This is a genomic window from Bacteroides sp. AR20, assembly GCF_964250605.1.
GTDB classification, from domain to species: Bacteria; Bacteroidota; Bacteroidia; order Bacteroidales; family Bacteroidaceae; genus Bacteroides; species Bacteroides uniformis.
This window is the reverse complement of sequence record NZ_CAXUGK010000001.1, coordinates 222,742-247,472: the sequence shown is the minus strand read 5'-3', so window position 1 is coordinate 247,472 and position 24,731 is coordinate 222,742. Positions and strand designations below refer to the sequence as shown.

Below are 24,731 nucleotides of genomic sequence, written 5' to 3'. Positions count from 1 at the left end.
CCGCTACCTTTGCTGCAGAAAATAGAAAATAGGAGGAAACAATATGAGTTGCAAATGCTGCTGCACACACGGACATACAGCGATACAAGAAAAAAGAAACAGTCTGCTGAAAGATTATTGGAGAATCATCCTCTCCGCCCTATTGCTCTTCGGAGGGCTCATCCTGAATGCTACTGACACCACCTTCTTCAAGGGAGAGTATGTACCTTTTATATGGTACTTGCTTGCCTATCTCCCCGTAGGCCTCCCGGTGATGAGGGAAGCCTGGGAAAGCATCCTGCAAAAGGACGTGTTCAGCGAATTCACCCTTATGTCCATCGCCACCCTCGGCGCCTTCTATATAGGCGAATATCCCGAAGGCGTTGCCGTCATGCTCTTCTACTCCTTGGGAGAGCTCTTTCAGGACAAAGCCGTAGACAAAGCCAAGCGTAACATCAGCGCCCTGCTCGACGTACGTCCCGAAACGGCAACGGTCATCAGAAACGGCAGTACACTTGTCGAAGCTCCCCAACGTGTGCAGGTAGGCGAAACCATCGAAGTAAAAGCCGGAGAGCGCGTCCCCCTGGACGGAACGATGCTGGACGAAGTTGCCGCCTTCAACACCTCCGCACTGACGGGAGAAAGTGTTCCCCGCAACATCCGCCAGGGCGGGGAAGTGCTTGCCGGAATGATTGCGACCGACAAAGTCGTACGCATCCAAGTCACCAAACCCTTCGAGAAAAGTGCTCTTTCCCGTATATTGGAACTGGTGCAGAATGCCTCCGAGCGCAAAGCGCCGGCAGAACTTTTCATCCGTAAGTTTGCCCGTATCTATACGCCCGCCGTCACCGGACTGGCGGCATTGATTGTACTGCTCCCCTTCCTCTATTCGCTGGCAGATGCACAATTCTCGTTCATCTTCAATGACTGGCTATACAGGGCATTGGTCTTTCTGGTTATCTCCTGCCCGTGCGCCCTCGTCGTAAGCATTCCGTTAGGCTACTTCGGAGGAATCGGCGCCGCCTCCCGCCTGGGTGTCCTCTTCAAAGGTGGCAACTACCTTGATGCCATCACCCAAGTCAACACGGTGGTATTCGACAAGACGGGTACGCTGACCAAAGGTACCTTCGATGTACAATCCTGCCAGGCACAACCGGGAGTTACGGAAGAGAAGTTGATACAGCTTGCCGCCTCGGCAGAGCGAAACAGTACGCACCCCATAGCCAAAGCCATCATAAGCTATGCCAAACAAAGAGATATAGAGCTGATTGCCACAACGGACGTTACGGAGATTGCCGGCCACGGACTGCAAGCCACTATGGATGGAACGCGTGTCCTGGTGGGCAACACCCGCCTGCTGACTAAGTTCGGGATAGAATATCCCGATGAATTGTCATCAATTGTCGATACGATTGTGGCCTGCGCCATCGGAACAAAATATGCCGGTTATCTGTTGCTATCAGACACATTGAAGGAAGATGCCGTCAACGCCGTCAAAGAATTAAAAGCTTTAAATATCAATAATATTCAGATATTATCGGGAGACAAACAAGCCATTGTTACTAACTTTGCAGAAAAGCTAGGCATCACCCAGGCATACGGAGACCTGCTGCCGGACGGAAAGGTGAAGCACATCGAGGCACTCCGCAGCAACCCTGCCAACCGAATAGCCTTTGTGGGCGACGGCATCAATGATGCCCCGGTTCTTGCCCTTAGTCATGTGGGCATCGCCATGGGCGGACTTGGCAGCGATGCCGCCATCGAAACCGCCGATGTAGTGATACAGACAGACCAGCCTTCGAGAGTGGCCACCGCCATTCATGCGGGCAGGCAAACCCGCCGGATTGTCTGGCAGAACATCTCGCTGGCTTTCGGAGTGAAGCTGCTTGTCCTCATCCTCGGTGCCGGTGGAATCGCTACACTTTGGGAAGCTGTCTTTGCCGACGTAGGCGTCGCCCTCATTGCGATAGTGAACGCCATACGCATACAAAAACTTATTAAATAGAAAAAATGGAAGAAAAGAAATATTTGGACCTATTGGCCAAAAGGGACATACAGCCCACTGCCATCCGCATCCTGGTATTGCGCACCATGATGCAGGCAGGCCGTTCCGTCTCATTGCTCGACCTTGAAACCATGCTGGATACGGTGGACAAATCCACCATCTTCCGTACCCTTACCCTATTCCTCTCCCATCATCTGATACACAGTATAGATGACGGGACGGGTTCCTTCAAGTATGCCGTGTGCAGCGACAGTTGCTCTTGCGACGTAAGCGACCTGCACACCCATTTCCATTGCGAGAAATGCAACAAAACCTTCTGCTTCACCAACATTCCCACTCCGGTGGTGAAGCTGCCTCAAGGATTTACACTGAACAGCATCAACTATGTACTGAAAGGCATTTGTCCGGACTGTGCAGCAGAAGTCAACCGGGAGGCTTAGTTAAAAAATAAAAATCCATGCAGTCATTCATGTTCTTCTCTATCCTTAAGAAATAACATTGAGACAAACACATGGATACAAAAGCTCTTGTCACTTTATGCCAGAAGGGAAACGGGCAGGCCTTGAGCCTGCTCTACGAAAACTATTCAGAGAAAATGCTGAAAGTATGCCTACGCTATATTCCCGACCCAACGATAGCCCAAGATCTTCTTCACAACGGTTTTGTCATCATATTCACTTCCATTCATTCGCTGCGCAACCCGGAGAAACTGGAATACTGGATGAAAAAGATTATGAGAAACCTGGCACTGCAATACCTCAACCATGCCAATGCCAACCCCCACCATCCCATTGACAGATATTCCGGAAGAGGAAGAGCCTGCTGAAAATCCTTTTTGTCCGGATTTCATTTCGTACGATAAGATGCTGGATATAGTGGAGAGCCTTCCGGAAGGCTACTGCAAGGTATTTAAACTGGCAGTACTGGAAGGATTGTCCCACAAAGAAATCGGAGATTTACTGGGTATAGCGCCACACTCCTCTTCCTCCCAATTGTTCCGGGCGAAAATTTTACTTAAAAAGATGCTGGCAGGATACCGTGTATTCATTGTTTTGACAGTATTGCTTCTCTTTCCAACGCTGTATGACTATCTGTACAGAGAGAAAAAGAGTATCAGGGAAAACCGTTTGTCCAAAGTTTCTTCCAGGCAAGCCGGGAGTACGCAACAAACAAAGAAAACCGATACTCCCCGAACCGACGAACAATGCTATACCAAAGAAAATCTGAACAAAAGGGAACGAATCATCCCTCCCGTTCCAGTTTCCACAGAATGGCCCCTTGCCATACCCACAATGAAAGATAGTATCCACAAATATCCCATACCTTCTCCATTCACCGGACAGACCATCACCAACCGACAGATGGCTTTCGTCTTCTCCCCTTCCCTGATGCCGCCAACCCGCAAGAAGAAATCCGGAAAATGGAAGTTGATGCTGGCAGGTTCACTCGGACCGCAACTGGCACAGAACTTATATAAGCTGATTGCCACTCCACATACCGACGGCATTTCAAGTGACTTCCCTCAACAAGTCAGCACGTGGGAAGAGTATTATTCTTATCTGCACACCCGCTATCAGCAGGGTACTCTGGGAAAAGATTCCATCGGACTCATGCAGATTGCCCAGAATAACAGCGGCAGGATTGTTGAGAACCAGCAACATCATGCCCCCATCGTCGTGGGACTCTCTCTCAGCAAGAAATTGAATGAGCGTTGGAGTCTGGAAACCGGATTGCAATATACGCTTCTCAGGTCGGAGTTCACTACCGGCGAAGCATTCCGCATTCAAGACAACCAGAAGTTGCATTATATCGGCATTCCTCTCCGGCTTTCCTACCGTTTCTGGCATTACAAACGTTTCTCCGGTTATGCCACGGCAGGCATGCAGGTGGATATCCCCATAAAAGGGACACTCCAAAGCTTCCATGTCACGGACAGTATTCCACACAAGCTCGGCAGTCATCCGGTAAGTGCTCCCTGGCAGTGGTCGGTCAACACAAGTATAGGCATACAATATCACCTCACACCCCAGGCAGGCATCTATCTGGAGCCGACTGTAAACTATTACATCCCCGACGGCAGCCAACTGCGCACCATCCGAAAGGAACACCCGTTCATATTCACCCTCCCGGTAGGCCTCCGCATTTCCTGGTAAAAAAACGATGCGCCACGCAGTCTTTTACCCGACTGATTATCTATTTATATGGATAATCAAACTCAAGAAGGAACAAAGAACATGCAGAAACGACATACCGACCGGGAAAGCTACTTTGATGAACAGTCACAGACCAGCAAGAACTATTATATCCCCTACATAAAGGAAGTCATCGGACACATCCCCGATAAAGTGCTGGAAGTGGGCTGTGGAGAGGGAGGCAATCTGCTTCCCTTTGCCAAAGCCGGTTGCCGGGTGATGGGCGTAGACATTGATGCCATGCGAATAGAGCAAGCCAGGACCTTCTTCACCCAAAGGCATCAGCAGGGACAGTTCATTTCCACCGACATTTTCCAGCTTGAGGACAAGGCTACGAATTTTCCCCTGATTCTTCTACACGATGTGATAGAGCATATCAGAGACAAAGAACGGTTCCTCTCCGGCCTACAAAAACATTTGTCTGCCGACGGAGCTGTATTTGTAGGATTTCCCGCCTGGCAAATGCCATTCGGAGGCCACCAGCAGATAGCACACAGCCACATTGTTTCACATTTCCCTTTTCTCCACCTCCTTCCCCGCACTTTATACAGATGGATATTAAGACTATGCGGTGAGCAGGAACGCGTAATCACGGAGCTACTGGATATAAAGAGCACCGGATGCACCATCGAACTGTTCAATCGCATCGCCCGGCAAGCCAACTATCAAATCATTGACCGGAGACTGTACCTTATAAACCCACATTATAAAATCAAATTCGGCTTGTCCCCACGAAGGCTCAACGGAGTTATTGCTGCTATCCCGTACATAAGAAACTTCTTTTGTACAAGTTGCTTTTACATATTAAAGAAAGGGACTAAAACTGTTAATCACTACTGATTTCCCAGCTTTAGAATTGATTCCGAACCATCAATTTAAGATTATATATTCAGAAGAAACCATTAAATTTTTGAATAGCTCTGATGAAAGAGGGGGTGTAGAAACCCTCATAAACTAAAAAATCACCCTCGCTGCAGATGGTTGTAGCGAAGGTGATTTCAATAAAAGGGGAACTTGCACTTCCTCCCTTTTAATGTTTTTACATCGTTACTTGGTTCATTACAGCCTCGTCAGGTGTCGTTCCTATTTCATCGGCAAATAATATGTGGGTGATAGACCCTCTCGGGGTCGGAGTTTCGATTTTAATTCTTTGACCTTGGTACATCTCCGGAATATCCACCAGCTTACATCTATGGGCTTCGTTATTGCCAAAACTGACATAATAATCTTCCCCTATTACCAGCTTTACAGGTTTACGTTGAGAGAAATGAGTCGGACAAACAGAGCTATCCACTTTTATATCTATCACAAAACCAAGAGCGGATGTTACCTTAGATAGTATATCAATGCTCACATTATAAGCCCCTTTCTCTATCTTGGCTATATTAACACGATTAACACCACAAAGATTAGCCAATTCCTCTTGGGTCATATTTCTCTTCTTGCGAAGAATGGCTAACCGACTACCAATCCGTTCACGTTCTTTCAAAATCTTCTCTGTACATTTTCCTTCGTGAATTTTCATAAATCTGTTGCAGAATTTAAAGTGTTGCCCCCACTTCTAATAGTTATTGATTTTTGAACAGACAAAAGTAGATATTAATTTTAAATTGTAGCACATTTACTACAACCGTTTTCTAAATGAATATAAAAGGTAGGGGGAGTAGAAGAAAAGAGAAAGCCCCTGAATTACTGGAATTCAAGGACTTACAAACTTCTTTTTACTATATCCGTGGAGCTGGAGGGAATCGAACCCTCGTCCAAACGAGGAAATCATAAGCTTTCTACATGCTTATCTTTGCCTAAATTTTCGTGCAGCGGCAGAACCAAAGCCATCAACCGTTGCCTTATCCTCTAAATTTTCACCCGCGCCACGAGGCTGACACGAACTATCCCCGATTTGACTGCACCACTTTATCGGAATGCTTCGGAGCAACAGCTTCCGAGTGATGTCACGTCCCAGCACCTGGTGCCGGGATTAAGCTTCAATCTACTATACTTCGATTAAGCAGCGAGAGCGTAACGAGTTTCGCCAGATAAAATTTTGAGGACTGAGATTAAAGTGCAAATCAACGACGCACTGCATGCTTACTTACCATTTCTGCCCGCTGTCAAATCCAGTCAACCCCATGACTTTGTAACGGTCTGAAATTTAAAAGATTGCGTAACTCATTGCTAAGTAGGGAGGGTGAAAAAGGGATAAATGCTACTTTATTTTTCATCCTCTACCGCTTTCTTTGGCCCAAAGATACATATTCTTTTATTAGCAATCACCATATATTTACAAATATTAGCTAATACTGACTTTTCGTGATAAAAACAATAATCTTCCATACATAGAATATGTGCACCCCATTGTCATCAATGTTCAAACAGCTACCAAAGCCAGTATCCGTTGACGGAATTACCCCCTGCAAGAGGGAATATCTATCTTCTGTAATGGATATTTGCACAAAAGAGATGGGAAGTTAACGGAAAAAGTCTCTGAAGTTAACTGAAAAACCGGAAAGAATTAAGGAAGCAATCTATCCCAAACTTTGGTTTTTCCATACCCAGCCTTGAGATGTCTAAACCAAGGTTTGGTTTAGACATCCCAAGGTTGAAAAGAAAGTTCTTCCGTACAAGCAACAATTCCGCCAACAGATTCCTATTATATAAATACACCCTCGTTTAACAGATGTAGCCGTAATACTTGTATACACCGCGATTGCATCTACTTTTCAGGTTATTATAGTGTTCTTTCTTTTTAAAAGTGAATGATATGTTTCGTCTAATAATGATTTGAATTCCCCGGTAGCGTCTTGGAGGATATTTTTAGTAAGAGGAAGACCCTTCGGACAATAAAAGCCGATACTTCGGACTATTTTATCCCTTTATTTCACACATTAGCCGTATTTTTGTCAACAAAAGAAACAATAATAACCAAGAGATTTTTAGAACATATCATGAAGAACCTTATTGCCCTAACCCTGCTGCTTGGAGGAAGCACACTGCTCTGCGCACAAAAGCCTGCCAAAACACCGGCAACCTACAAGCCGGTGAAAAGTGAAATGTACCGCAAAGGTTGGATAGACTTCAACAAAAACGGAGTGAAAGACGTGTACGAAGACCCCTCCGCCCCGCTCGAAGCACGCATCGAAAACCTGCTGCAACAGATGACGCTGGACGAAAAGACCTGCCAAATGGTCACCCTCTACGGCTACAAACGCGTACTGAAAGACGACCTCCCCACCCCCGAATGGAAAGAGCTGCTCTGGAAAGACGGCATCGGCGCCATCGACGAACACCTGAACGGCTTCCAGCAATGGGGGCTGCCTCCCTCGGACAATGCCTACGTCTGGCCCGCCTCGCGCCACGCCTGGGCACTGAACGAGGTGCAACGGTTCTTTGTGGAAGATACCCGTCTCGGCATCCCCGTAGACTTTACCAACGAAGGCATACGCGGCGTGGAAAGCTACCGCGCCACCAACTTCCCCACCCAACTGGGACTGGGACATACCTGGAACCGTGAACTGATTCGCCAAGTAGGACTCATCACCGGACGCGAAGCCCGCATGCTGGGCTACACCAACGTCTACGCCCCCATCCTCGACGTAGGACGCGACCAGCGCTGGGGACGCTACGAAGAAGTTTACGGCGAATCTCCCTACCTCGTAGCCGAACTGGGCATCGAAATGGTGCGCGGCTTGCAGCACAACCACCAAGTGGCCGCCACCGGCAAGCACTTTGCCGCTTACAGTAACAACAAAGGCGCCCGCGAAGGCATGGCACGCGTGGACCCGCAAATGTCGCCGCGCGAAGTGGAGAACATACACATCTACCCCTTCAAACGCGTCATCCGGGAAGCTGGCATGCTGGGCGTAATGAGTTCGTACAACGATTACGACGGCATCCCCGTGCAGGGCAGCTACTACTGGCTCACCACCCGCCTGCGTGGCGAAATGGGATTCCGTGGCTACGTCGTATCCGACAGTGACGCCGTAGAATACCTCTACACCAAGCACGGCACCGCCAAAGACATGAAAGAAGCCGTCCGCCAAAGCGTGGAAGCCGGGCTGAACGTACGCTGTACCTTCCGCTCGCCCGACTCCTTCGTCCTTCCCCTCCGCGAACTGGTGAAGGAAGGCGGGCTGAGCGAAGAAGTCATTAACGACCGTGTGCGCGACATCCTCCGGGTAAAGTTCCTCATTGGTCTGTTCGATGCCCCCTACCAGACAGACCTTGCCGGTGCCGACCGTGAAGTGGAAAAAGAAGAGAACGAAGCCATCGCCTTGCAGGCATCCCACGAGTCCGTCGTTCTGCTGAAGAATGCCGATGAGCTGTTGCCCTTAGACATCAACTCCACCAAGAAGATTGCCGTCTGTGGTCCCAATGCCAATGAAGAAGGCTACGCGCTGACCCATTACGGCCCACTTGCCGTAGAAGTGACCACTGTACTGGAAGGCATTCAAGAAAAGACAAAAAGCAAGGCAGAGGTGCTCTACACCAAAGGCTGCGACCTAGTGGATGCCCACTGGCCCGAAAGTGAAATCATAGACTATCCTCTGACCGACGACGAGCAAGCCGAGATAGACAAAGCCGTAGAAAATGCCCGCCAAGCTGATGTTGCCGTCGTAGTATTGGGCGGCGGACAACGCACCTGCGGCGAAAACAAATCGCGCACCAGCCTCGACCTGCCCGGCCGGCAGTTGCAACTGCTTCAAGCCATACAAGCCACGGGCAAGCCCGTCGTACTGATACTCATCAACGGACGCCCGCTCTCCATCAACTGGGCAGACAAGTTCGTCCCCGCTATCCTCGAAGCCTGGTATCCCGGCTCCAAAGGCGGAACAGCCCTGGCCGACATCCTCTTCGGCGACTACAACCCCGGTGGAAAGCTGACGGTGACCTTCCCCAAGACCGTAGGGCAAATCCCCTTCAACTTCCCCTGCAAACCTTCTTCACAGATAGACGGCGGTAAGAATCCGGGACCTACGGGCAACATGTCACGCATCAACGGAGCACTCTACCCCTTCGGTTACGGCTTGAGCTACACCACCTTCGAGTACTCCGACCTCGACATCACCCCCCGAGTCATCACCCCGAACGAGTCTGCCACCGTCCGCCTGAAGGTGACCAACACCGGCAAACGTGCCGGAGATGAAGTAGTGCAGCTCTATATCCGCGACGTACTGAGCAGCATCACCACCTACGAAAAGAATCTTGCAGGCTTCCAGCGCATCCACCTCGAACCGGGCGAAGCCCAGGAGCTGTCCTTCACCATCGACCGCAAGCACCTGGAGCTTCTGGACGCCGACATGAAATGGGTGGTGGAACCCGGCGACTTCGTGCTCATGGCCGGCGCCTCTTCCGAAGACATCCGCCTGAACGGAACGCTGACCGTAGAAGACTACCAGACCCGTGCCAAAGCCATTGAAGCCCAAAAACCAGCAAAGCGTGTGAGTGCCAGCACCAACCCAGAGGATGCCGAAAACGTGCTCGACGAAAAAATCAATACCGCATGGCAAGGAAATAAGGGAGATTATATTACCTTTGCCTTGAAGAACGGAACCCAGGTAGATAAAGTTACCATCGCCTTTACACGTGACAACAACCTGCCGGCAACCTTCGAAATCCAGCTCTCGGGCGGTGGCGGACAGTTCCTCACCGTATATTCGGGCACCGTCAGCGAATACGGCAAACTGATTTCCTATCCGTTCAAAGGCACTACCGCCAGCGACCTCCGCATCGTGCTGAACGATGACCGCGTCAGTATTGCCGAAGTTAAATTTTAATGTGCTAATGTGCCAATATGCTAATGTACCAATGACCATGCAGCATATACAGCGCAGCCAATTAGCACATTAGCATATTGGCACATTAACACATTAAATTAATGAAAACACTTCTTTTCTGTATGCTCGGATTAGGTTTGACAGCATGTGGCTCTTCTCCAAAGGGCACTAACGGTGACCAGGACGAACTCGCCATGCTAATAGGTACTTACACGAATGGCTCAAGCAAGGGTATCTATACCTTCCGCTTTAATCAGGAGACGGGAACAGCCGTTCCGCTCAGTTCAGCGGCATTGCCCAATCCCTCCTACCTCGTCCCCTCGGAAGATGGCGAATTTGTCTATGCCGTCAGTGAAATGAACGACAGCACAGCAGCCCTCAGCTCCCTTGCCTTAGACCGGGAAACGGGAGAACTGCGCCTGCTGAACACCGTTCCCACCTTCGGCGCCGACCCCTGCTACGTGGCCACCAATGGCCGGGAAGTGTTGACTGCCAACTACAGCGGTGGAACCATGTCCGTCTTTCCTTTACAGAAAGACGGTACTTTGGCTCCTGCAGACACGCTCTTTCAAGGCTCTGCCACCGGTCCCGACGCCATACGGCAAGCCACTCCCCACATCCATTGCACGGTCTTTTCACCGGACGGAAAGTATATCTTCGCCACCGACTTCAGTGCCGACCGCATCCTGCGCTTTGTGATGCACCCCGACGACCCTATTCCTCATGCTTCTCTGGAAGCCGTTGACATTGAAGCGGATTCCGGCCCGCGCCATCTGACATTCAGCCCTAACGGGAAGTTTGCCTATCTCATCACCGAACTGTCCGGTAAGGTCATTGCCTTCAGTTACGACGACGGCTGCCTGGAACAGATACAGACTATCACAGCCGACACCGTAGCCGCCCGTGGAAGTGCAGACATCCACCTCAGTCCGGATGGGAAATACCTCTACGCCAGTAACCGTCTGAAAGAAGACGGCATTGCCATCTTTGCCGTGAATCCCGAAAATGGAACCTTGGCAAAGGTAGGTTATCAGCCCACCGGCATCCATCCCCGCAACTTCAACATCACGCCCAACGGCAAATACTTGCTTGCCGCCTGCCGCGACAGCAATGTCATTCAGGTATACAAACGAAACGAAGTTACCGGACTCTTGGAAGATACTCATCAGGACATTGTAGTCGACATGCCGGTTTGCGTACAGTTCGTCAGCTCTGTTAATAATTTATAAAGCAATATTTAGCAAAGATAACTTCATTAACTTTGTCCCTTAGCTAAATCAGTCTAAACGAATGTACATTATGAAGAAGAATATATTGATGCTCTCAGCTCTGTTCTTGTCTATCACTGCCATGGCGCAAACAGACGTAACCACCGGTGTGATGCGTGGCAAAGACTACGGAGTGACTTATATGTTGCCCAAAACAGAAATAGAAATCGTATTGCAAGCCACCAAACATACTTACACTCCCGGAGAATTTTGCAGATATGCCGACCGCTATCTGCGTCTCAACAACGTGTCTGCCGAACCCGAGGAGTTCTGGACACTGGATAAGATAGAAACCCGCATAGCCGGTGTACCGGATAAGGACAACGTCTATTTCGTGAAGATGAAAGACAAGACCGTAGCACCCCTTATGGAGCTTACCGAAGACGGAATTGTCCGCTCCATCAACATTCCGTTCAGCGGTAAGCCTGCTGCCAAGACGCCCGAAGCCAAAGCCACCGAAAGCAGCATTGACCCACGCAGTTTTCTGACGGAAGAAATACTGATGTCCAACTCCAGTGCCAAGATGGCCGAGCTGGTGGCTAAGGAAATATACAGCATCCGCGAAAGCAAGAATGCCCTCCTGCGCGGCGAAGCAGACAATATGCCCAAGGACGGCGCCCAACTCAAGCTGATGCTTGACAATCTGAACCAGCAGGAAACGGCTATGACGGAAATGTTCTCGGGCAAAATAAAGAAAGAACCCAAGACATTCACCATCCGGCTGACGCCTAAAGAGATGAAAGATGAAGTGGCTTTCCGTTTTTCCCGAAAGCTGGGAGTGGTGGCCAATAATGACCTTGCCGGTGAACCGTATTATATCAGCGTCACCGACCTCAAAAGTCCCGATGTATCTGCCACCGAGGAAGGCAAAAAGAAAGTGGACGGTGTAGCCTATAACCTTCCGGGCAAGGCACAAGTGACATTGATGTATAACAATAAGAAATTGTTTGACGACCAACTTCCCATTACCCAATTCGGCACCGTAGAATACCTCGCACCGGTACTGTTCAACAAGAATTCTACCATCAAAGTGCTGTTTGATACGGCAACGGGAGGATTGATAAAAGTGGATAGGGAATAAAGGAATTCTAATTCCGGATTGTCAACTGGATAAATCCATCCTTACGCAACTGCATTACGTAGGCGGTGACCCGGGGAATATAATTCTCTTCCTCCCCAAAGTGCCTGGCAAGTAGAGAGATGATTTCGCGCACGGTACGATGTCCATCTATCAGATTCCAGACAGCTGTACCGTGTTCTTCCAGCCTCACATGGATGTCAGGAGACATCCCCTTCGGCAATAAAAAACGACGCATCCATTCGTATTTAAACCGTGGGTAGGCGAGTACGGCGCACTCACCTTCCCATTCGGTTGTTATATGTCCACAGCGGACCGGAACAGCGTCCAACAGACTTACTTTTCCTTCGGGTATTTCCATCATACGGTATCCGCTTTTCCTATTATTTCTGAATATTAGGCTCTTCCAGCTTATAACCATACTTCTTGTCTGCCTTCTTCAGCAGTAGAGCCACTATAAGGGACAAGCAGGCAATACCGGTAAAAATGCACATAGGCACCGTATAGTCATACATATTCGTTCCATCTGGTTTCTTGCCGGATATACAATAGGCATCAAGCACCCACCCTATCAATGTAGGAATACCCCAAAGACCGATATTCTGGATAAAGAAAATCAATGCGTATGCCGTACCCAACTGGCTTACCGGGAATATCTTGGCCACAGCCGGCCACATGGCAGAAGGTACCAGCGAGAAAGCGATACCCAAAATTATCATCAGCACAATAGCTACCAGCCAATAGTTTATATCGGGAATAGCATAAATGAAATGCACACATATCAGCATGGCCGAGCCCAGCAGCATGATAGATGCGGACTTGCCCCGCTTGTCAATGAAACCACCAAAGACCGGAGTCAGAATCAGCGCTCCCAATGCCGGAAGTCCGGCAAATGTACCGGCTACATTCTCATTGATACCGTATTTGATAATCATCAACTCGGAAGCAAACTTCTGGAATGGGAATACACAAGAGTAGAACAATACACACAGCAATGCTATCAGCCAGAAACCGGGATTGACCAGAATATTCTTCACATCCTTAAAAGAGAACTTCTCTTCCTCATCTTCCGTACCGGCAGCAATGGCAGCAGCTTCCATCTGTTTGTCCAGCTTCTTGTCCATCACTGCAAAGATGAAGAAAGCAATCATACCGCCCAACAACAGAACCAAACCCAACAACACCGGTGTGGAAATACCGAAAGCGCGGGCCAAAGGAATGGCTACGGCATAACCGGCTTGCGAACCGATACGTGCTAAAGCGACTTGTACCCCCATAGCCGTGGCAAGCTCTTTCCCCTTAAACCACTTGGCTATGATTTTGGAAACTGTAATACCGGCGACCTCCGCTCCTACTCCAAAAATGGAATAACCGGCAAAAGCAACAAACACACCCGTTTTATAGCCAAATATTTCATTGATTCCGAATAAAGTCGCGTCGGCACCGGCAAGTCCCGTCATTGCATAGTATTCAAGTGCTGTACCACCTACCATCAGGATAGTTGCCAGCTTTCCGGTGAAACGGATACCAAAGCGGTCGAGGATTAATCCTCCCCAAATCAACATCAGGAAAAAAACATTCAGAAAACTATAACCACCGGTAAAGAATCCGAAATCGGTACTCGACCAAGCCAAGTCCGTTTCCAACATTGTCTTCAACGGTGCTACCACGTCGTTTACATAATAAGCTGCCATCATCGTGAAGGCAACAATCACCAATGCCCCCCAACGGGTAGCCTTGGAATCATTCAATTTAAGTTTGAGTTGTTCTGTCATTGTACTATTTGGATTTCAATTTATTAATCAGATTGCATAAATTGCTGACAAAGGTAAATAAATACTTCATCAAAACGAAAAAAGGCTGACACCTTTTCAGTATCAACCTTTCTCTTATTTTTCCAAGCGGGAGTCATCCGCAATATCCTTATCTTATTCTGCTGCAGGGGCTTCTGCTGCAGGAGCAGGAGCTTCAGCCGGAGTTGTAGCTGCAGGGGCCTCCGATTGCGGAGCTTCTGTACCTACGGGCATGTTATAAGGATTAGTTTTTTCTTCTTGTTGCGCCTGTTCCAGAATCACATCACCGCCCTTGCCTGTGGAAGAAGGAATAGTGTAAGCAGAAACAATACTGAAGACTACCATGACAGCTGCCAGAGTCCAGGTTGCTTTTTCCAAAAAGTCCGTAGTCTTGCGCACACCCATAATTTGGTTGGATGATGAAAAGCCTGATGCCAGACCACCTCCTTTAGAATTTTGAATCAATACAATGAAGCACATCAGCACAGATGCAATCAGCATTAAGATAACTAATAATAAATACATTTTGTTATTTTGATTTAGCGTTAATAATCAATTTCTCCAAAAATCTGATTTGGTCTGCAAAGTAAGCATTTTTTTTTGGATAATTCAAACTTAATTTTTTAATAATTTCAAGCGCCTTGTCATATCGGTGCTGTTTTATATAGATTTTGGCTAAAGTTTCCGTAAAACAGCTATCGTCCAACTCTTCCGTTACCGGCGATACTGAGGGTTCTTCCTCTTCTTCAGTCTCTTCCTCCTTCTCTACAAGAAACTCCCTTCTCGTATCCGAGGCATCCGAAGACTCACTCTTTTGGATAAAGTCATCTATCAATTCATGCCCACGCAGTTTAGGCACTTCCGACTCATCTTCTGCATCCACACCGGGTTCTTCCTGCATTAAATAGGCCGTATAATCCACCGCATAATCCAGCTCCGTATGCTGTGAATGCTCTTCGGGAACAGTAGCCAGAAATGCGTCAATCAAGGAAAGGGTACGGTCCACACTCGGCTCTTTCTCCAAATCGCCGGAAAACAGCGACGAGACCTTCCGGGATTTCAAAGTATAGCGGTCACCCTCTATAAAGTAAAACAGCACACGACGGTCTGCCACATACAACACAGCCTTGCGCAACTCCGCGCCAAAGTTGATGTCGTGCAGCAGATAGAGGTTTTTCAGATAGAGCAAACGGAGCGACTGGAAATAAGGATAGCGTGCCACCAATGTGCGAAGCTCGTACAAAGTATCCCTATTCAGCGTCTCGGGATGCTGAATCCATTGTTGCAAATGGGTAGGCGTCATGAGTTTACCAGTTAGCTACAGTTGCATTGAAAATCTGTTCGGCAATGTCTTTCACCATCAAGGTTATCAGCTGGTCCTGCACTTCGGTCAGCAATTTTGAGGAATCATAGGTCTGGAAAGCCGAGAACTGCTGTTCAAAGTCCTCCTCATGGTTCGTGTTATTGGTGTAGCGCACGTTGACAGTCAGCGTCACCTTCACCTTCGAAGAGTAGCCGCTGGCATCCACCGATTCATTATATTGATTGTAGCCGGTTATTTCTCCGTCTATTTCCAGGTCTCCTCCGGAATTCACCAGTTGCAGGCGAGTCTGCTGAATGAACATATCCTTCATTTTCTGGTTAAATTCTGTTGCCAGCGGTGCATATACATACTCTGCCCGGTTCTGGAAATCGGCAATGGAAATCGTTTTTACCTTTGTATAGTCGATAGAGCTTATCGGAGCAAGTCCCAACTTCATACTACATGAATTCACCAGAAATAACAAGCTTACCAACAAGGAAGCAAATGCCGCTTTTTTAATCCAATCCATATTCTTTTATCTTTCTGTATAACGTACGCTCAGAGATATTCAAATCCTGAGCCGCACTCTTACGCTTGCCGTGATGTTTTTCAAGCGCCTTACGTATCATTTCTTTCTCCACTTCATCCAGGGAGAGTGACTCCTCCACATATTCTTCCGTATCCTGGAAATCATCGTCCACCGGAGTAACCGGCTTTACCGAAGGATGTATAATGGTGGGAACACTGGATGTTACCGGAGGTACCACCGCCGGAGTAGCCGGCGTATAGTAGGCCGATGTGGCAACCGCCGGATTGGCTACCGTTCCCCTTTCAGCCATAATCTCATGCACCAACTTTTTCAAGTCCGTTACATCCTGGCGCATATCAAACAGAACCTGGTAGAGAATTTCCCGTTCACTCCCAAAGCTCTTGTCCTCCTTCACTCCAAACAAGGCAGGCAGGCGCTGCATATTGTTCTGCTCAGGCAGATAGCCCTTCAGTATGGATGCATTGATTTCACGATTGGTCTCAATGATGGATATCTGCTCGGTGATATTCTTCAACTGGCGCACATTACCCGGCCATGAGTAGCCCAGCAACACTTGCTTGCCGTCTTCCGTCAGCTGAATGGCAGGCATACGGTACTTTTCTGCAAAGTCCGAAGCAAACTTTCGGAACAGCAGCACCACGTCTTCACCGCGTTCGCGCAATGGAGGGACCTGAATAGGAACTGTGTTCAAACGGTAATACAAGTCTTCACGAAAACGTCCGTCAGCAATGGCTTGTGTCAAGTTTACATTGGTAGCGGCAACAATACGCACATCGGTCTTTTCCACCTTAGAAGAACCTACTTTGATGAATTCACCGCTCTCGAGCACACGCAACAAGCGTGCCTGGGTAGGCAAAGGCAATTCGCCGACTTCATCAAGGAAGATTGTTCCGCCGTTGGCCTCACCGAAATACCCCTTCCGTTCGCCGATAGCCCCGGTAAATGCGCCCTTCTCATGACCGAACAGTTCCGAGTCAATCGTCCCTTCGGGAATGGCTCCACAGTTCACGGCAATGTACTGTCCATGCTTGCGCCGGCTGTACTGGTGTATTATCTGCGGAAAGCTCTCCTTTCCCACACCACTCTCTCCGGTAATCAGTACAGACAAGTCGGTGGGCGCTACCTGGATAGCGATATCAATGGCACGCATCAGCGCTTCATTGTTGCCGATAATGCCGAAACGTAATTTTACTTGTTGTATTTCCGCTTTTGTCATTCTACAAATCTTCTTCTACACTATCGAGTTTCAGTTTGTCGCTATCGTCACGTTTCTCGTAATATTGCTTGCGCAGCGGATTTGCATGTGCCTCTTTCTCACGCTGGCGGTTACGGAACACATCTATTGCCACATAGATAGCCTGCCGGAATGAATCTTCAGAGGCGATTCCTTTCCCGGCAATATCGTAGGCCGTGCCATGAGCAGGCGAAGTGCGTATCACCGGCAAGCCGGCAGTATAGTTCACGCCCTCGTCCATAGCCAATGCCTTGAACGGTGCCAGCCCCTGGTCGTGATACATGGCCAGGATACCATCAAAATGGGTAAAGTTATCTGAGCCCATAAACCCGTCTGCCGGATAAGGACCATAGCAAAGCATACCCTTAGCAGCCATTTCGTTGATGGCCGGAATGATAATCTCCTGCTCTTCAGTTCCCAGCAATCCGCCGTCTCCTGCATGCGGATTCAGCGAAAGCACTGCAATACGCGGTGCGCTGATAGCAAAATCCTGCTTCAAGGAGCGGTTGAATATCTTCAGTTTTTCTTGTATCAGTTCTTTGGTGATGCTTCCGGCTATCTCTTTAACGGGAATATGTCCGGTCACCAATGCTACCCGGAAGTCATCTTTCATCAGAATCATAAGGGCCTTCTCGCCATCTCCCAATTTTTGCTCTATATACTCCGTATGTCCGGGGAAGGCAAACTCCTCCGACTGGATGGTATGCTTGTTGATGGGAGCTGTGACAATCACGTCTATCATTCCCTCCTTATATTCCTCAATGGCTTTTTCCAGTGCACCAAGTGCAGCTTTACCAGCTTCAACGTCAGGTTTAGAGAACTCAACCTTTACTTCATCATCCGTACAGTTCACTACACTCAAGCGATTGGGAACCGCTTCGGAGGCGGAGTTGACGATACTGAAGTTGGTAGGCAAGTCCAATGATTTACGATGATAAGCTGCCACTTTAGGCGAACCGTAGATAATCGGCGTGCACAATTCCAGCATCACCGGGTCTGCAAACGTCTTTAAAATCACTTCATACCCTACACCATTAATGTCGCCTTGTGTAATGCCGACTCTTATTTTGTTGTCTTCCATTTTTATTACTTATTATTAGTAGTATCTTTTGAGGTTACGCCTACCGGAATTTCCGCACCTTCCTGCTTGCTGCCGGGCAGTTTCAAGGTATAGAGCGAAGCCTCCATCTGACGTACCAGATTACGTTTCATTTTATCAGGTGAATAAATAAATATTTCAGATACGATAATACGCTGATTGGCCTTGTCCAAACGTACATGCGATACGAACGGACCGCCCATGAGGTCACCCTTTATGCGCCACAAGCCGCGGGCCTCCAGTGCATAGTCTCCCTGCACACTGATGGGGCGTACATCGGTCATCAGAGAATCCGTCGACATATACATGCCTTCACGGGCACCAGGGATATTAACCTTCATCACGGAATCGCGTTTATGAACAAAATATTCTTTAGTAAACGTATCCTTATCCGTATAAGGATAAGAGTAGATTACAAAGTTCTGGTCGCCGGTAGCTGCATTCGTACCTGCCCAGAAGAAGTTCTCACCCTCCTTGGTAGATGTCAGTTCGCCCGGCACCCATACATCGCAATCGAACTGGCTTTTCACCTTCGTTGCTATATAGTCGCTATGCTTGTCCTTCAATACTGAAATCTGACGATTCATTTCCGCATGGGTAAAGAAATCGATGATTACCTGCCTATTCTCCTCCACAAATTTCTCGAACGAAGCCTCGTCCGGTGCCTGAATAGTGAGAATAGACTGAGGAGCAGCATATACATTCCTTGCATACTTGAATTTAGGCTGGGTATAGAGGTCCTTGTTCACATCGACAATAATGATATTGCGAATCAGTTTTAAAGTGGCATCATAATTGGAAGGGGCAGTATACATGATTCGGAATGAACGTTCTGACTGGGGAAGCCCCGGAACATCAGAATCAAGCACATCGAAAAGCGCCCTACCGGCAGGACGTTCCCACAAGCCGGGCTCCACCACTACCAGAACTTCATACGCACGACCACTGGAGGTCGGAGTAAACACACCCTTTTTACCACCACCGCAAGCGGAAAAAAGTGTCAGTACGAGAACCATACTTAAATAAAACAAGTGCTTTCTCATATCTCTATCATTTTAGTTTTTCACAAAGCTACGAAGAATGCGTAATATCCTCCCTACCTAAGTTAATAATTTATATTAATTCTTCTTTATTCTCCTCCTGCTTGGCAGTGGACAACATGCCACAAGCGGCAAATATATCCTCTCCACGCGATGACCGTATAGTGGTAAACAGACCGTGCGAAGTCAGATAATCACGGAACGCAGTCATGGTTTCCATATCAGCCCCTTCAAGATTCACTCCAGGTATGGCATGAAAACGAATCAGGTTAATCCGGCAGTCCAGCCCGCGTAGCAGCTTCAGAAGTTCCTTTGCATACGGTAACGAGTCATTCACTCCTTTGAAAACAATATATTCAAAAGATAGTCTGCGCTGTTTGCTAAAATCATAGTTTCTTAACAATTCCACAATCTCCGTGATGGAGAACGCCTTCTCTGCCGGCATCAGTTCGCGGCGTTGCAAAGGTATCGGCGAATGAAGGCTGATAGCCAGATGGCAGTCCGATTCCTCAATAAAACGCTGCAAGCCCTTCTTCAATCCCACAGAAGAAAGTGTAACACGCTTGGGACTCCACGCATACCCATAAGAGGCGGTCATTATTTCCAGCGCTTTCAATACCTCGTCCAGATTATCAAGTGGTTCACCCATGCCCATCATTACCACATTGGTAAGCTTGTCCCTTTCGGGCAACGAATTGATTTGATTAATAATCTGGTTGGATGTCAGATTGGCAGTAAAACCTTGTTTGCCGGTCATACAGAACTTGCAATTCATCTTACAGCCCACCTGCGAGGAGACACAAAGCGTAGCCCTGTCTTCGTCGGGTATATAGACAGCTTCCACGAAATGCCCCTCGCCTGCCCGGTACAAGTATTTCACCGTACCGTCTACAGAGCGCATGGCATCTACCGGCGCTTCGGCACCTACCTCATAGATTTCTTTCAGCAATTCCCGATGCTTCAACGAAAGATTGCTCATTTCGTCTATAGAAGTCACCTTCTTGTCATACAGCCAGGAAGCTATCTGCTTGGCAGAGAAACCGGGCATTCCCAGATTCTTCACCACATTCTGCAATTCAGAGAGCGTCAAGCCCAATAGAGGTCGTTTCTGCATATCGTTTTTCATTAAAAACAAAACTCTTTCAAGAATGCAAAGGTAGGAATAAAGTTGCACAAAGACAACGGAGAGTATAGAAAATGAAATGTACAGAGAATGAAAAAGCCGCCCGGGAGTACCGAACGGCTTTTCAATATGGGTTTTCTATTCTTAGAAGAATAAATAACGTTGGTCTTTTACGTTGGCTTTCAGATACAAGTCACTGATGAACTGGCTTGCCATGCGTGCATGCATGTTAGCCAAGTTAGCCTCTTCAGTTTCCTTGTTGAATGTTTCGTTCAGCTTCTCTTTTGCATAAGGTTGCAGAACGAATACACCACCGTTACCCTTGATAGGAGCACTCAGCTTGTTCACTTCGGCAATAGAAGCGTATGCGCCTACCAGAGGTTCGCTGCTACGCAATGCCGGGATATAGGCAGGAGCAGAGAAAGTAACGTGCTTTACAGAATCACTAACAGCATTTGCCATATTCTTGTACTGCTCGAACGAAGTTGCATTGGCAGCCTTCATATCAGCCATAATCTTCTCTGCTTTCTTGTCACGGAGAATTTCAGCTCTCAACTGATCCTTTACCAAAGCCAGTGGGCGATAACCTTCAGGAACAATACTTGCAACACCTACTACCAGCATACGGTCGCTCTCGCCACATTCGTACAAACCGGAAACTTCACCGGCTTTTGCCTCAAACGCCCATTTCAAAGCATCTTTGGTTCCTCTGATACCACCGATACCATGTTCAGAGCTGTACAAGTCGGCTCTATCCAGCAACTTGTAACCGGCATCTTCCGCATTGGCAATCATTTTCTCTAAAGTATTGTTTGCAGCGATGAACTGGCTAAACTCATTGTATGCCTTGCTGTAAGTTTCCTTGCTGAATTCTACCGGACGCTTGATAACGGCTACCTTATATTTATCCTTGACAGCCTTCTTGTTGGTTACTTGCAAAATGACATTTGCTTGTCCCAACGCCAGATTGGTCAGTTCGTTCTGTCCCAAAGTTGTGACAGCGGTAATGTATTTCAAGTTGTCACCGTCAATCTGTGCGCCTTCGTAGTTAGCAGAAGAAATCCAGGTAGGCTCACCGGTCTGACCGTACTTCTTCGCAACTTCAGCAAAGCTGGCACCACCCTTAATAGCATTGTAGATGCTGTCGGCTAAAGTCTTCGTCTTTTCAGCATCTTCGGCAACTACCTGAATCTGACGGAACTCGATAGAGTCCGGCATAGCAGCAGTAGCCAATTTCTTGAAAGAGTTAAGAGTATTGTCCGATACGTTATAATAAGGTCCGAATACACCACCCACCGCAACAGAATCCAAACGGGCTGTCACATCAGCAGGCAGAGACTTAGTAGTGTAGAACAAGTCTGTATAAGGAGCTTCGGAACCGGTAGAACGGATGAAGGTAGTATAGTCAGAAGGATTGGCAGTAAGTTGTTCGGTGTATTCTTCCATTTCCTTCTGGAGAGCAGCTCTGTCTTCTGCACTTGCAGTAACTTGCACATCAATGAACTTGATATTGCGAGTTTCCACATATTGCTTGAACTGTTCTTTCTTCTTGTCGTATGCAGCCTTCAAATCAGAATCCTTGATAACGATGGTAGAGTCAACGATAGAAGAATAGGGAACTGCAGCAAGCAGCAGGTCTGACTGCTCTACTCTTGCATCAAAAGCGTCCTGAGCTTCTACCGGGTTGGAGAAAAGAGATTTTGTAATCAAAGCCTGATACTTCTCCTGAAGACGTGCCTGGATAAGAGACTTTTCGAGGAAAGACCAGAACTTGTACATGGATTCATAGTATTCTGCATATTGTGAAGGCATCTGCGCCTTATTCATTTTTGAATAGTCCACCAAGAACTTCTTCAACATATCCTTATCAAACGCACCGGTCTGAGGATTACGGAACGGAGTCTGTTGCAGCATCGGATGCACACCGGCATTAATGATAGCCTGAATCTCAGCCTTCGATACAACCAGACCGAGTTTCTTTGCTTCCTTTTCAATCAGCTTATTATTGACGTATGTTCTCCATACTTCATCTTTGATTTGGTTTGTCTGCTCATCGCTCAATGCACTGTTGCCACTGGAGAACTTGATGACTTCTGTATATTCTTCTACCAATGCTTGAAAATCCTGAGCGGAAATTGATTCCCCGTTCACTTCACCTACGTCTTGTGACTGGTGTGGCTGAAGCACTTTCCACGCGTCACCTGCGATGAAAGCAAACAGCGCCAAACCAATAACAATCACCAATAAAGGTCCTTTAGACCGAATGTTTTGTAATGTTGCCATTTTAGTTAATATGATTTATTTGTTTATTATTATTTTCCTAACACGTTCATTTTAGCGCACGAAGATACAAAAAATGCTAATACGCATCCATTTATTCTTTAAAAAATTATGCCTAAATGAAATTATTCAATGACTTTCAGTCTTACCAACTCAATTTTAGTGGCTGTTACCTTGATTATTTTAAACTGATAATTATCCACTTCAATCACTTCATGCAGCTTCGGGAAACTTTGATAACGGTTCAGAATCAGACCGCCCACTGTCAGATAATCATCCGATTCCGGCAGGTCGAGCCCGAAAGTCTCATTTACCTTTTCTATTTCCAGACGGGCCGAAAGCACATATTCACGTTCACCCAGCTGCTTACATACATAGGACGTATTATCATGCTCATCCTCAATATCGCCGAAAATTTCTTCCACCAAATCCTCCAAAGAGACGATACCCGCCGTACCACCGAATTCGTCCACCACTACAGCAATCGTTTTTTTCTGCTGCATGAACAGTTTCATCAGTTTGTGGGCCGACATCGTTTCGGGTACAATAGGCACTTCCTTCACGTTATTCCTCCAGTCCACCGGATTCCTGAACATCTCCGACGAGTGAATATATCCCACCACATTATCTATATTTCCATCATATACTATGATTTTGGAAATACCCGACTCCACAAAAAGACATTTCAATTCTTCCAATGTAGTGGTCAGATCTACAGCTACCACCTCTGTACGCGGTACAATACAGTCGCGTATCTTTATATTCGAAAAGTCAAGCGCATTTTGGAATATCTTTACCTCTGCATCCAGTTCTTCTTCACTTTCCGCATTCTCTATGCTCGACTGGATGAAGTAATCCAAATCCACTTTGCCAAAAGCCTTGGCCGACGCCTCCTTGTTTACTTTCATCCCAAATATCCGAAGGAACAGATACGACAATCCCGATGCAAACTTTGAAACAGGAAACAGAATGACATAACATATGAATAAAGGAATGGCACATACCCTCAGCATCAGATTGGGATTGATTTTAAACAAAGTCTTCGGCAAGAACTCACCGGTTACCAAAATAATAAGAGTGGAAATTACAGTCTGCACCAACACCATTACAAAATGATTGGAAATAATTCCGGCAAGAAGATTCACCTCTATGATTTGTGCCATCAAGATACCATAAATGACAAGCGCAATGTTATTGCCCACGAGCATGGTCGAGATAAAGTTGTTCGGGTTGCGAAGGAAATAGGAAATGATACTGGAAGTGACGCCTGACTTCCTTTCCATCTCAAAACGCAGTTTATCTACGGAAACAAAGGCAATCTCCATTCCTGAAAAGAAAGCGGAGAAAGCCATGGTTATCAATAAAAAAATAACGGTATCCATTTTATCAATTTATGGTATCAGTCTGCAAGCTGTCTGCTGCGGCAGCTTCCTCGTCAACATAGAAGATGCCCTCCGGCTTGCGAATCGTGTAAACGGTCATCTGCTGGTTGGATTCAAAGCCATGTCCCGTAATGATACGGTCAGGCTGTTCGATACGGATAAACTCATCCGAATAAATTCTTTGTGTCCGCTGGTCCCAATACAGCAGCTCTGTATCAAACTGCTCACCTTTCAAATTCTGTATATGCACATTCCCCATCAGTTTCCATAACTCTTCCTTATTAAAGAAGTAGGCTGTATCAGCCTTGATACTCGCCTCCACTTGGAAGATAGAGTCGAACTTCTCCAAATAGACCCCCTTTTCAAAAGCCCAGTAAGGAGGATTCTTCCGGTCAAAGACCAGCCACTCTTCCGTATTGATGCGATAACGTGTTACACCGGAATCAGACACCAGCGTAGTCACCCCACGGGTGTCCATCACCGCCATAGAGTCACGTTCGGTAATGGCATCGCCCAGTTCCTTCTTCTTCCCGGAACACGAAGAAAATAAAAGAAGCATAACCATTGCCCCAAGGACAATGGTTATGCTTGCATTTTTATGATAAACAACGTTGATGGGTTGTAGCAACAT

19 protein-coding genes, 1 other RNA gene and 1 pseudogene are annotated in these 24,731 nt (G+C 47.4%); 7 read left to right on the top strand and 14 right to left on the bottom strand.

Going from position 1 to position 24,731, the window contains the following annotated elements:
• The first annotated feature begins 43 nt into the window (after positions 1-43).
• From ACESTD_RS00960 to ACESTD_RS00945, 4 genes and pseudogenes are all read left to right on the top strand, one after another.
• On the top strand, positions 44-1,984 hold the full coding sequence (locus ACESTD_RS00960) for a heavy metal translocating P-type ATPase (RefSeq protein WP_061412306.1): 1,941 nt from the start codon (positions 44-46) through the stop codon (positions 1,982-1,984).
• 5 nt (positions 1,985-1,989) lie between these two features.
• Positions 1,990-2,424: a Fur family transcriptional regulator gene (locus tag ACESTD_RS00955; RefSeq protein WP_005831909.1), complete on the top strand. Its 435-nt coding sequence runs from the start codon at positions 1,990-1,992 to the stop codon at positions 2,422-2,424.
• A gap of 71 nt (positions 2,425-2,495) precedes the next feature.
• Positions 2,496-4,137, top strand: a pseudogene (locus tag ACESTD_RS00950) (sigma-70 family RNA polymerase sigma factor).
• A gap of 81 nt (positions 4,138-4,218) precedes the next feature.
• Complete coding sequence (locus ACESTD_RS00945) at positions 4,219-5,016, top strand: bifunctional 2-polyprenyl-6-hydroxyphenol methylase/3-demethylubiquinol 3-O-methyltransferase UbiG (RefSeq protein ID WP_098031974.1); 798 nt, start codon at positions 4,219-4,221, stop codon at positions 5,014-5,016.
• 199 nt (positions 5,017-5,215) lie between these two features.
• Here the strand turns inward: ACESTD_RS00945 and ACESTD_RS00940 are convergent, their stop codons facing one another.
• Both ACESTD_RS00940 and ssrA read right to left on the bottom strand, forming a co-directional pair.
• The gene (locus tag ACESTD_RS00940) at positions 5,216-5,701 is read right to left on the bottom strand and encodes a helix-turn-helix domain-containing protein (RefSeq protein WP_008665278.1); all 486 of its coding nucleotides are present in this window, start codon (positions 5,699-5,701) and stop codon (positions 5,216-5,218) included.
• A gap of 205 nt (positions 5,702-5,906) precedes the next feature.
• Positions 5,907-6,305, bottom strand: a transfer-messenger RNA (tmRNA) gene (gene ssrA / locus ACESTD_RS00935).
• Positions 6,306-7,121: 816 nt separating this feature from the next.
• Between ssrA and ACESTD_RS00930 the strand changes: the two genes are divergently transcribed.
• The 3 genes from ACESTD_RS00930 (at position 7,122) to ACESTD_RS00920 (ending at position 12,299) form a co-directional block, all read left to right on the top strand.
• Complete coding sequence (locus ACESTD_RS00930) at positions 7,122-9,950, top strand: beta-glucosidase (RefSeq protein WP_022401947.1); 2,829 nt, start codon at positions 7,122-7,124, stop codon at positions 9,948-9,950.
• Between the two features lie 101 nt (positions 9,951-10,051).
• The gene (locus tag ACESTD_RS00925) at positions 10,052-11,179 is read left to right on the top strand and encodes a lactonase family protein (RefSeq protein WP_022401946.1); all 1,128 of its coding nucleotides are present in this window, start codon (positions 10,052-10,054) and stop codon (positions 11,177-11,179) included.
• Positions 11,180-11,249: 70 nt separating this feature from the next.
• Positions 11,250-12,299: a DUF4831 family protein gene (locus ACESTD_RS00920; protein WP_016272886.1), complete on the top strand. Its 1,050-nt coding sequence runs from the start codon at positions 11,250-11,252 to the stop codon at positions 12,297-12,299.
• 7 nt (positions 12,300-12,306) lie between these two features.
• Here ACESTD_RS00920 and ACESTD_RS00915 read toward each other — a convergent pair whose 3' ends face one another.
• From ACESTD_RS00915 to lptC, 12 genes are all read right to left on the bottom strand, one after another.
• Positions 12,307-12,660, bottom strand: coding sequence for a PqqD family protein (locus ACESTD_RS00915; protein WP_005831929.1), 354 nt, complete (start codon positions 12,658-12,660; stop codon positions 12,307-12,309).
• Between the two features lie 19 nt (positions 12,661-12,679).
• Positions 12,680-14,071: an MFS transporter gene (locus ACESTD_RS00910; RefSeq protein WP_005832845.1), complete on the bottom strand. Its 1,392-nt coding sequence runs from the start codon at positions 14,069-14,071 to the stop codon at positions 12,680-12,682.
• A gap of 153 nt (positions 14,072-14,224) precedes the next feature.
• Positions 14,225-14,614: a preprotein translocase subunit SecG gene (gene secG, locus ACESTD_RS00905; protein WP_009038088.1), complete on the bottom strand. Its 390-nt coding sequence runs from the start codon at positions 14,612-14,614 to the stop codon at positions 14,225-14,227.
• A 4-nt stretch (positions 14,615-14,618) separates the two neighbouring features.
• Positions 14,619-15,392 (bottom strand): hypothetical protein, encoded by a 774-nt coding sequence (locus ACESTD_RS00900; RefSeq protein WP_005831938.1) that lies wholly within the window; start codon positions 15,390-15,392, stop codon positions 14,619-14,621.
• 4 nt (positions 15,393-15,396) lie between these two features.
• The gene (locus ACESTD_RS00895) at positions 15,397-15,921 is read right to left on the bottom strand and encodes an LptE family protein (RefSeq protein ID WP_005831940.1); all 525 of its coding nucleotides are present in this window, start codon (positions 15,919-15,921) and stop codon (positions 15,397-15,399) included.
• Positions 15,908-17,158, bottom strand: a complete 1,251-nt coding sequence (locus tag ACESTD_RS00890) for a sigma-54-dependent Fis family transcriptional regulator (protein ID WP_005831941.1) — start codon at positions 17,156-17,158, stop codon at positions 15,908-15,910. Before ACESTD_RS00890 ends, ACESTD_RS00895 begins: the two co-directional genes overlap by 14 nt.
• A gap of 1 nt (position 17,159) precedes the next feature.
• On the bottom strand, positions 17,160-18,257 hold the full coding sequence (gene pdxA, locus ACESTD_RS00885) for a 4-hydroxythreonine-4-phosphate dehydrogenase PdxA (protein WP_005831943.1): 1,098 nt from the start codon (positions 18,255-18,257) through the stop codon (positions 17,160-17,162).
• Positions 18,258-18,262: 5 nt separating this feature from the next.
• Positions 18,263-19,318 (bottom strand): DUF4837 family protein, encoded by a 1,056-nt coding sequence (locus ACESTD_RS00880; protein ID WP_022401942.1) that lies wholly within the window; start codon positions 19,316-19,318, stop codon positions 18,263-18,265.
• 70 nt (positions 19,319-19,388) lie between these two features.
• Positions 19,389-20,429 carry a 23S rRNA (adenine(2503)-C(2))-methyltransferase RlmN gene (gene rlmN / locus ACESTD_RS00875; RefSeq protein WP_022401941.1) on the bottom strand — a complete coding sequence of 347 codons (1,041 nt, stop codon included), beginning with the start codon at positions 20,427-20,429 and terminating at the stop codon, positions 19,389-19,391.
• Positions 20,430-20,582: 153 nt separating this feature from the next.
• Positions 20,583-22,721, bottom strand: coding sequence for a SurA N-terminal domain-containing protein (locus ACESTD_RS00870; RefSeq protein ID WP_022401940.1), 2,139 nt, complete (start codon positions 22,719-22,721; stop codon positions 20,583-20,585).
• 122 nt (positions 22,722-22,843) lie between these two features.
• A complete protein-coding gene (locus ACESTD_RS00865; RefSeq protein WP_005832856.1) occupies positions 22,844-24,100 on the bottom strand; it encodes a hemolysin family protein in 1,257 nt (418 codons plus the stop codon).
• A gap of 4 nt (positions 24,101-24,104) precedes the next feature.
• Positions 24,105-24,731 (bottom strand): LPS export ABC transporter periplasmic protein LptC, encoded by a 627-nt coding sequence (lptC, locus tag ACESTD_RS00860; RefSeq protein ID WP_005832858.1) that lies wholly within the window; start codon positions 24,729-24,731, stop codon positions 24,105-24,107.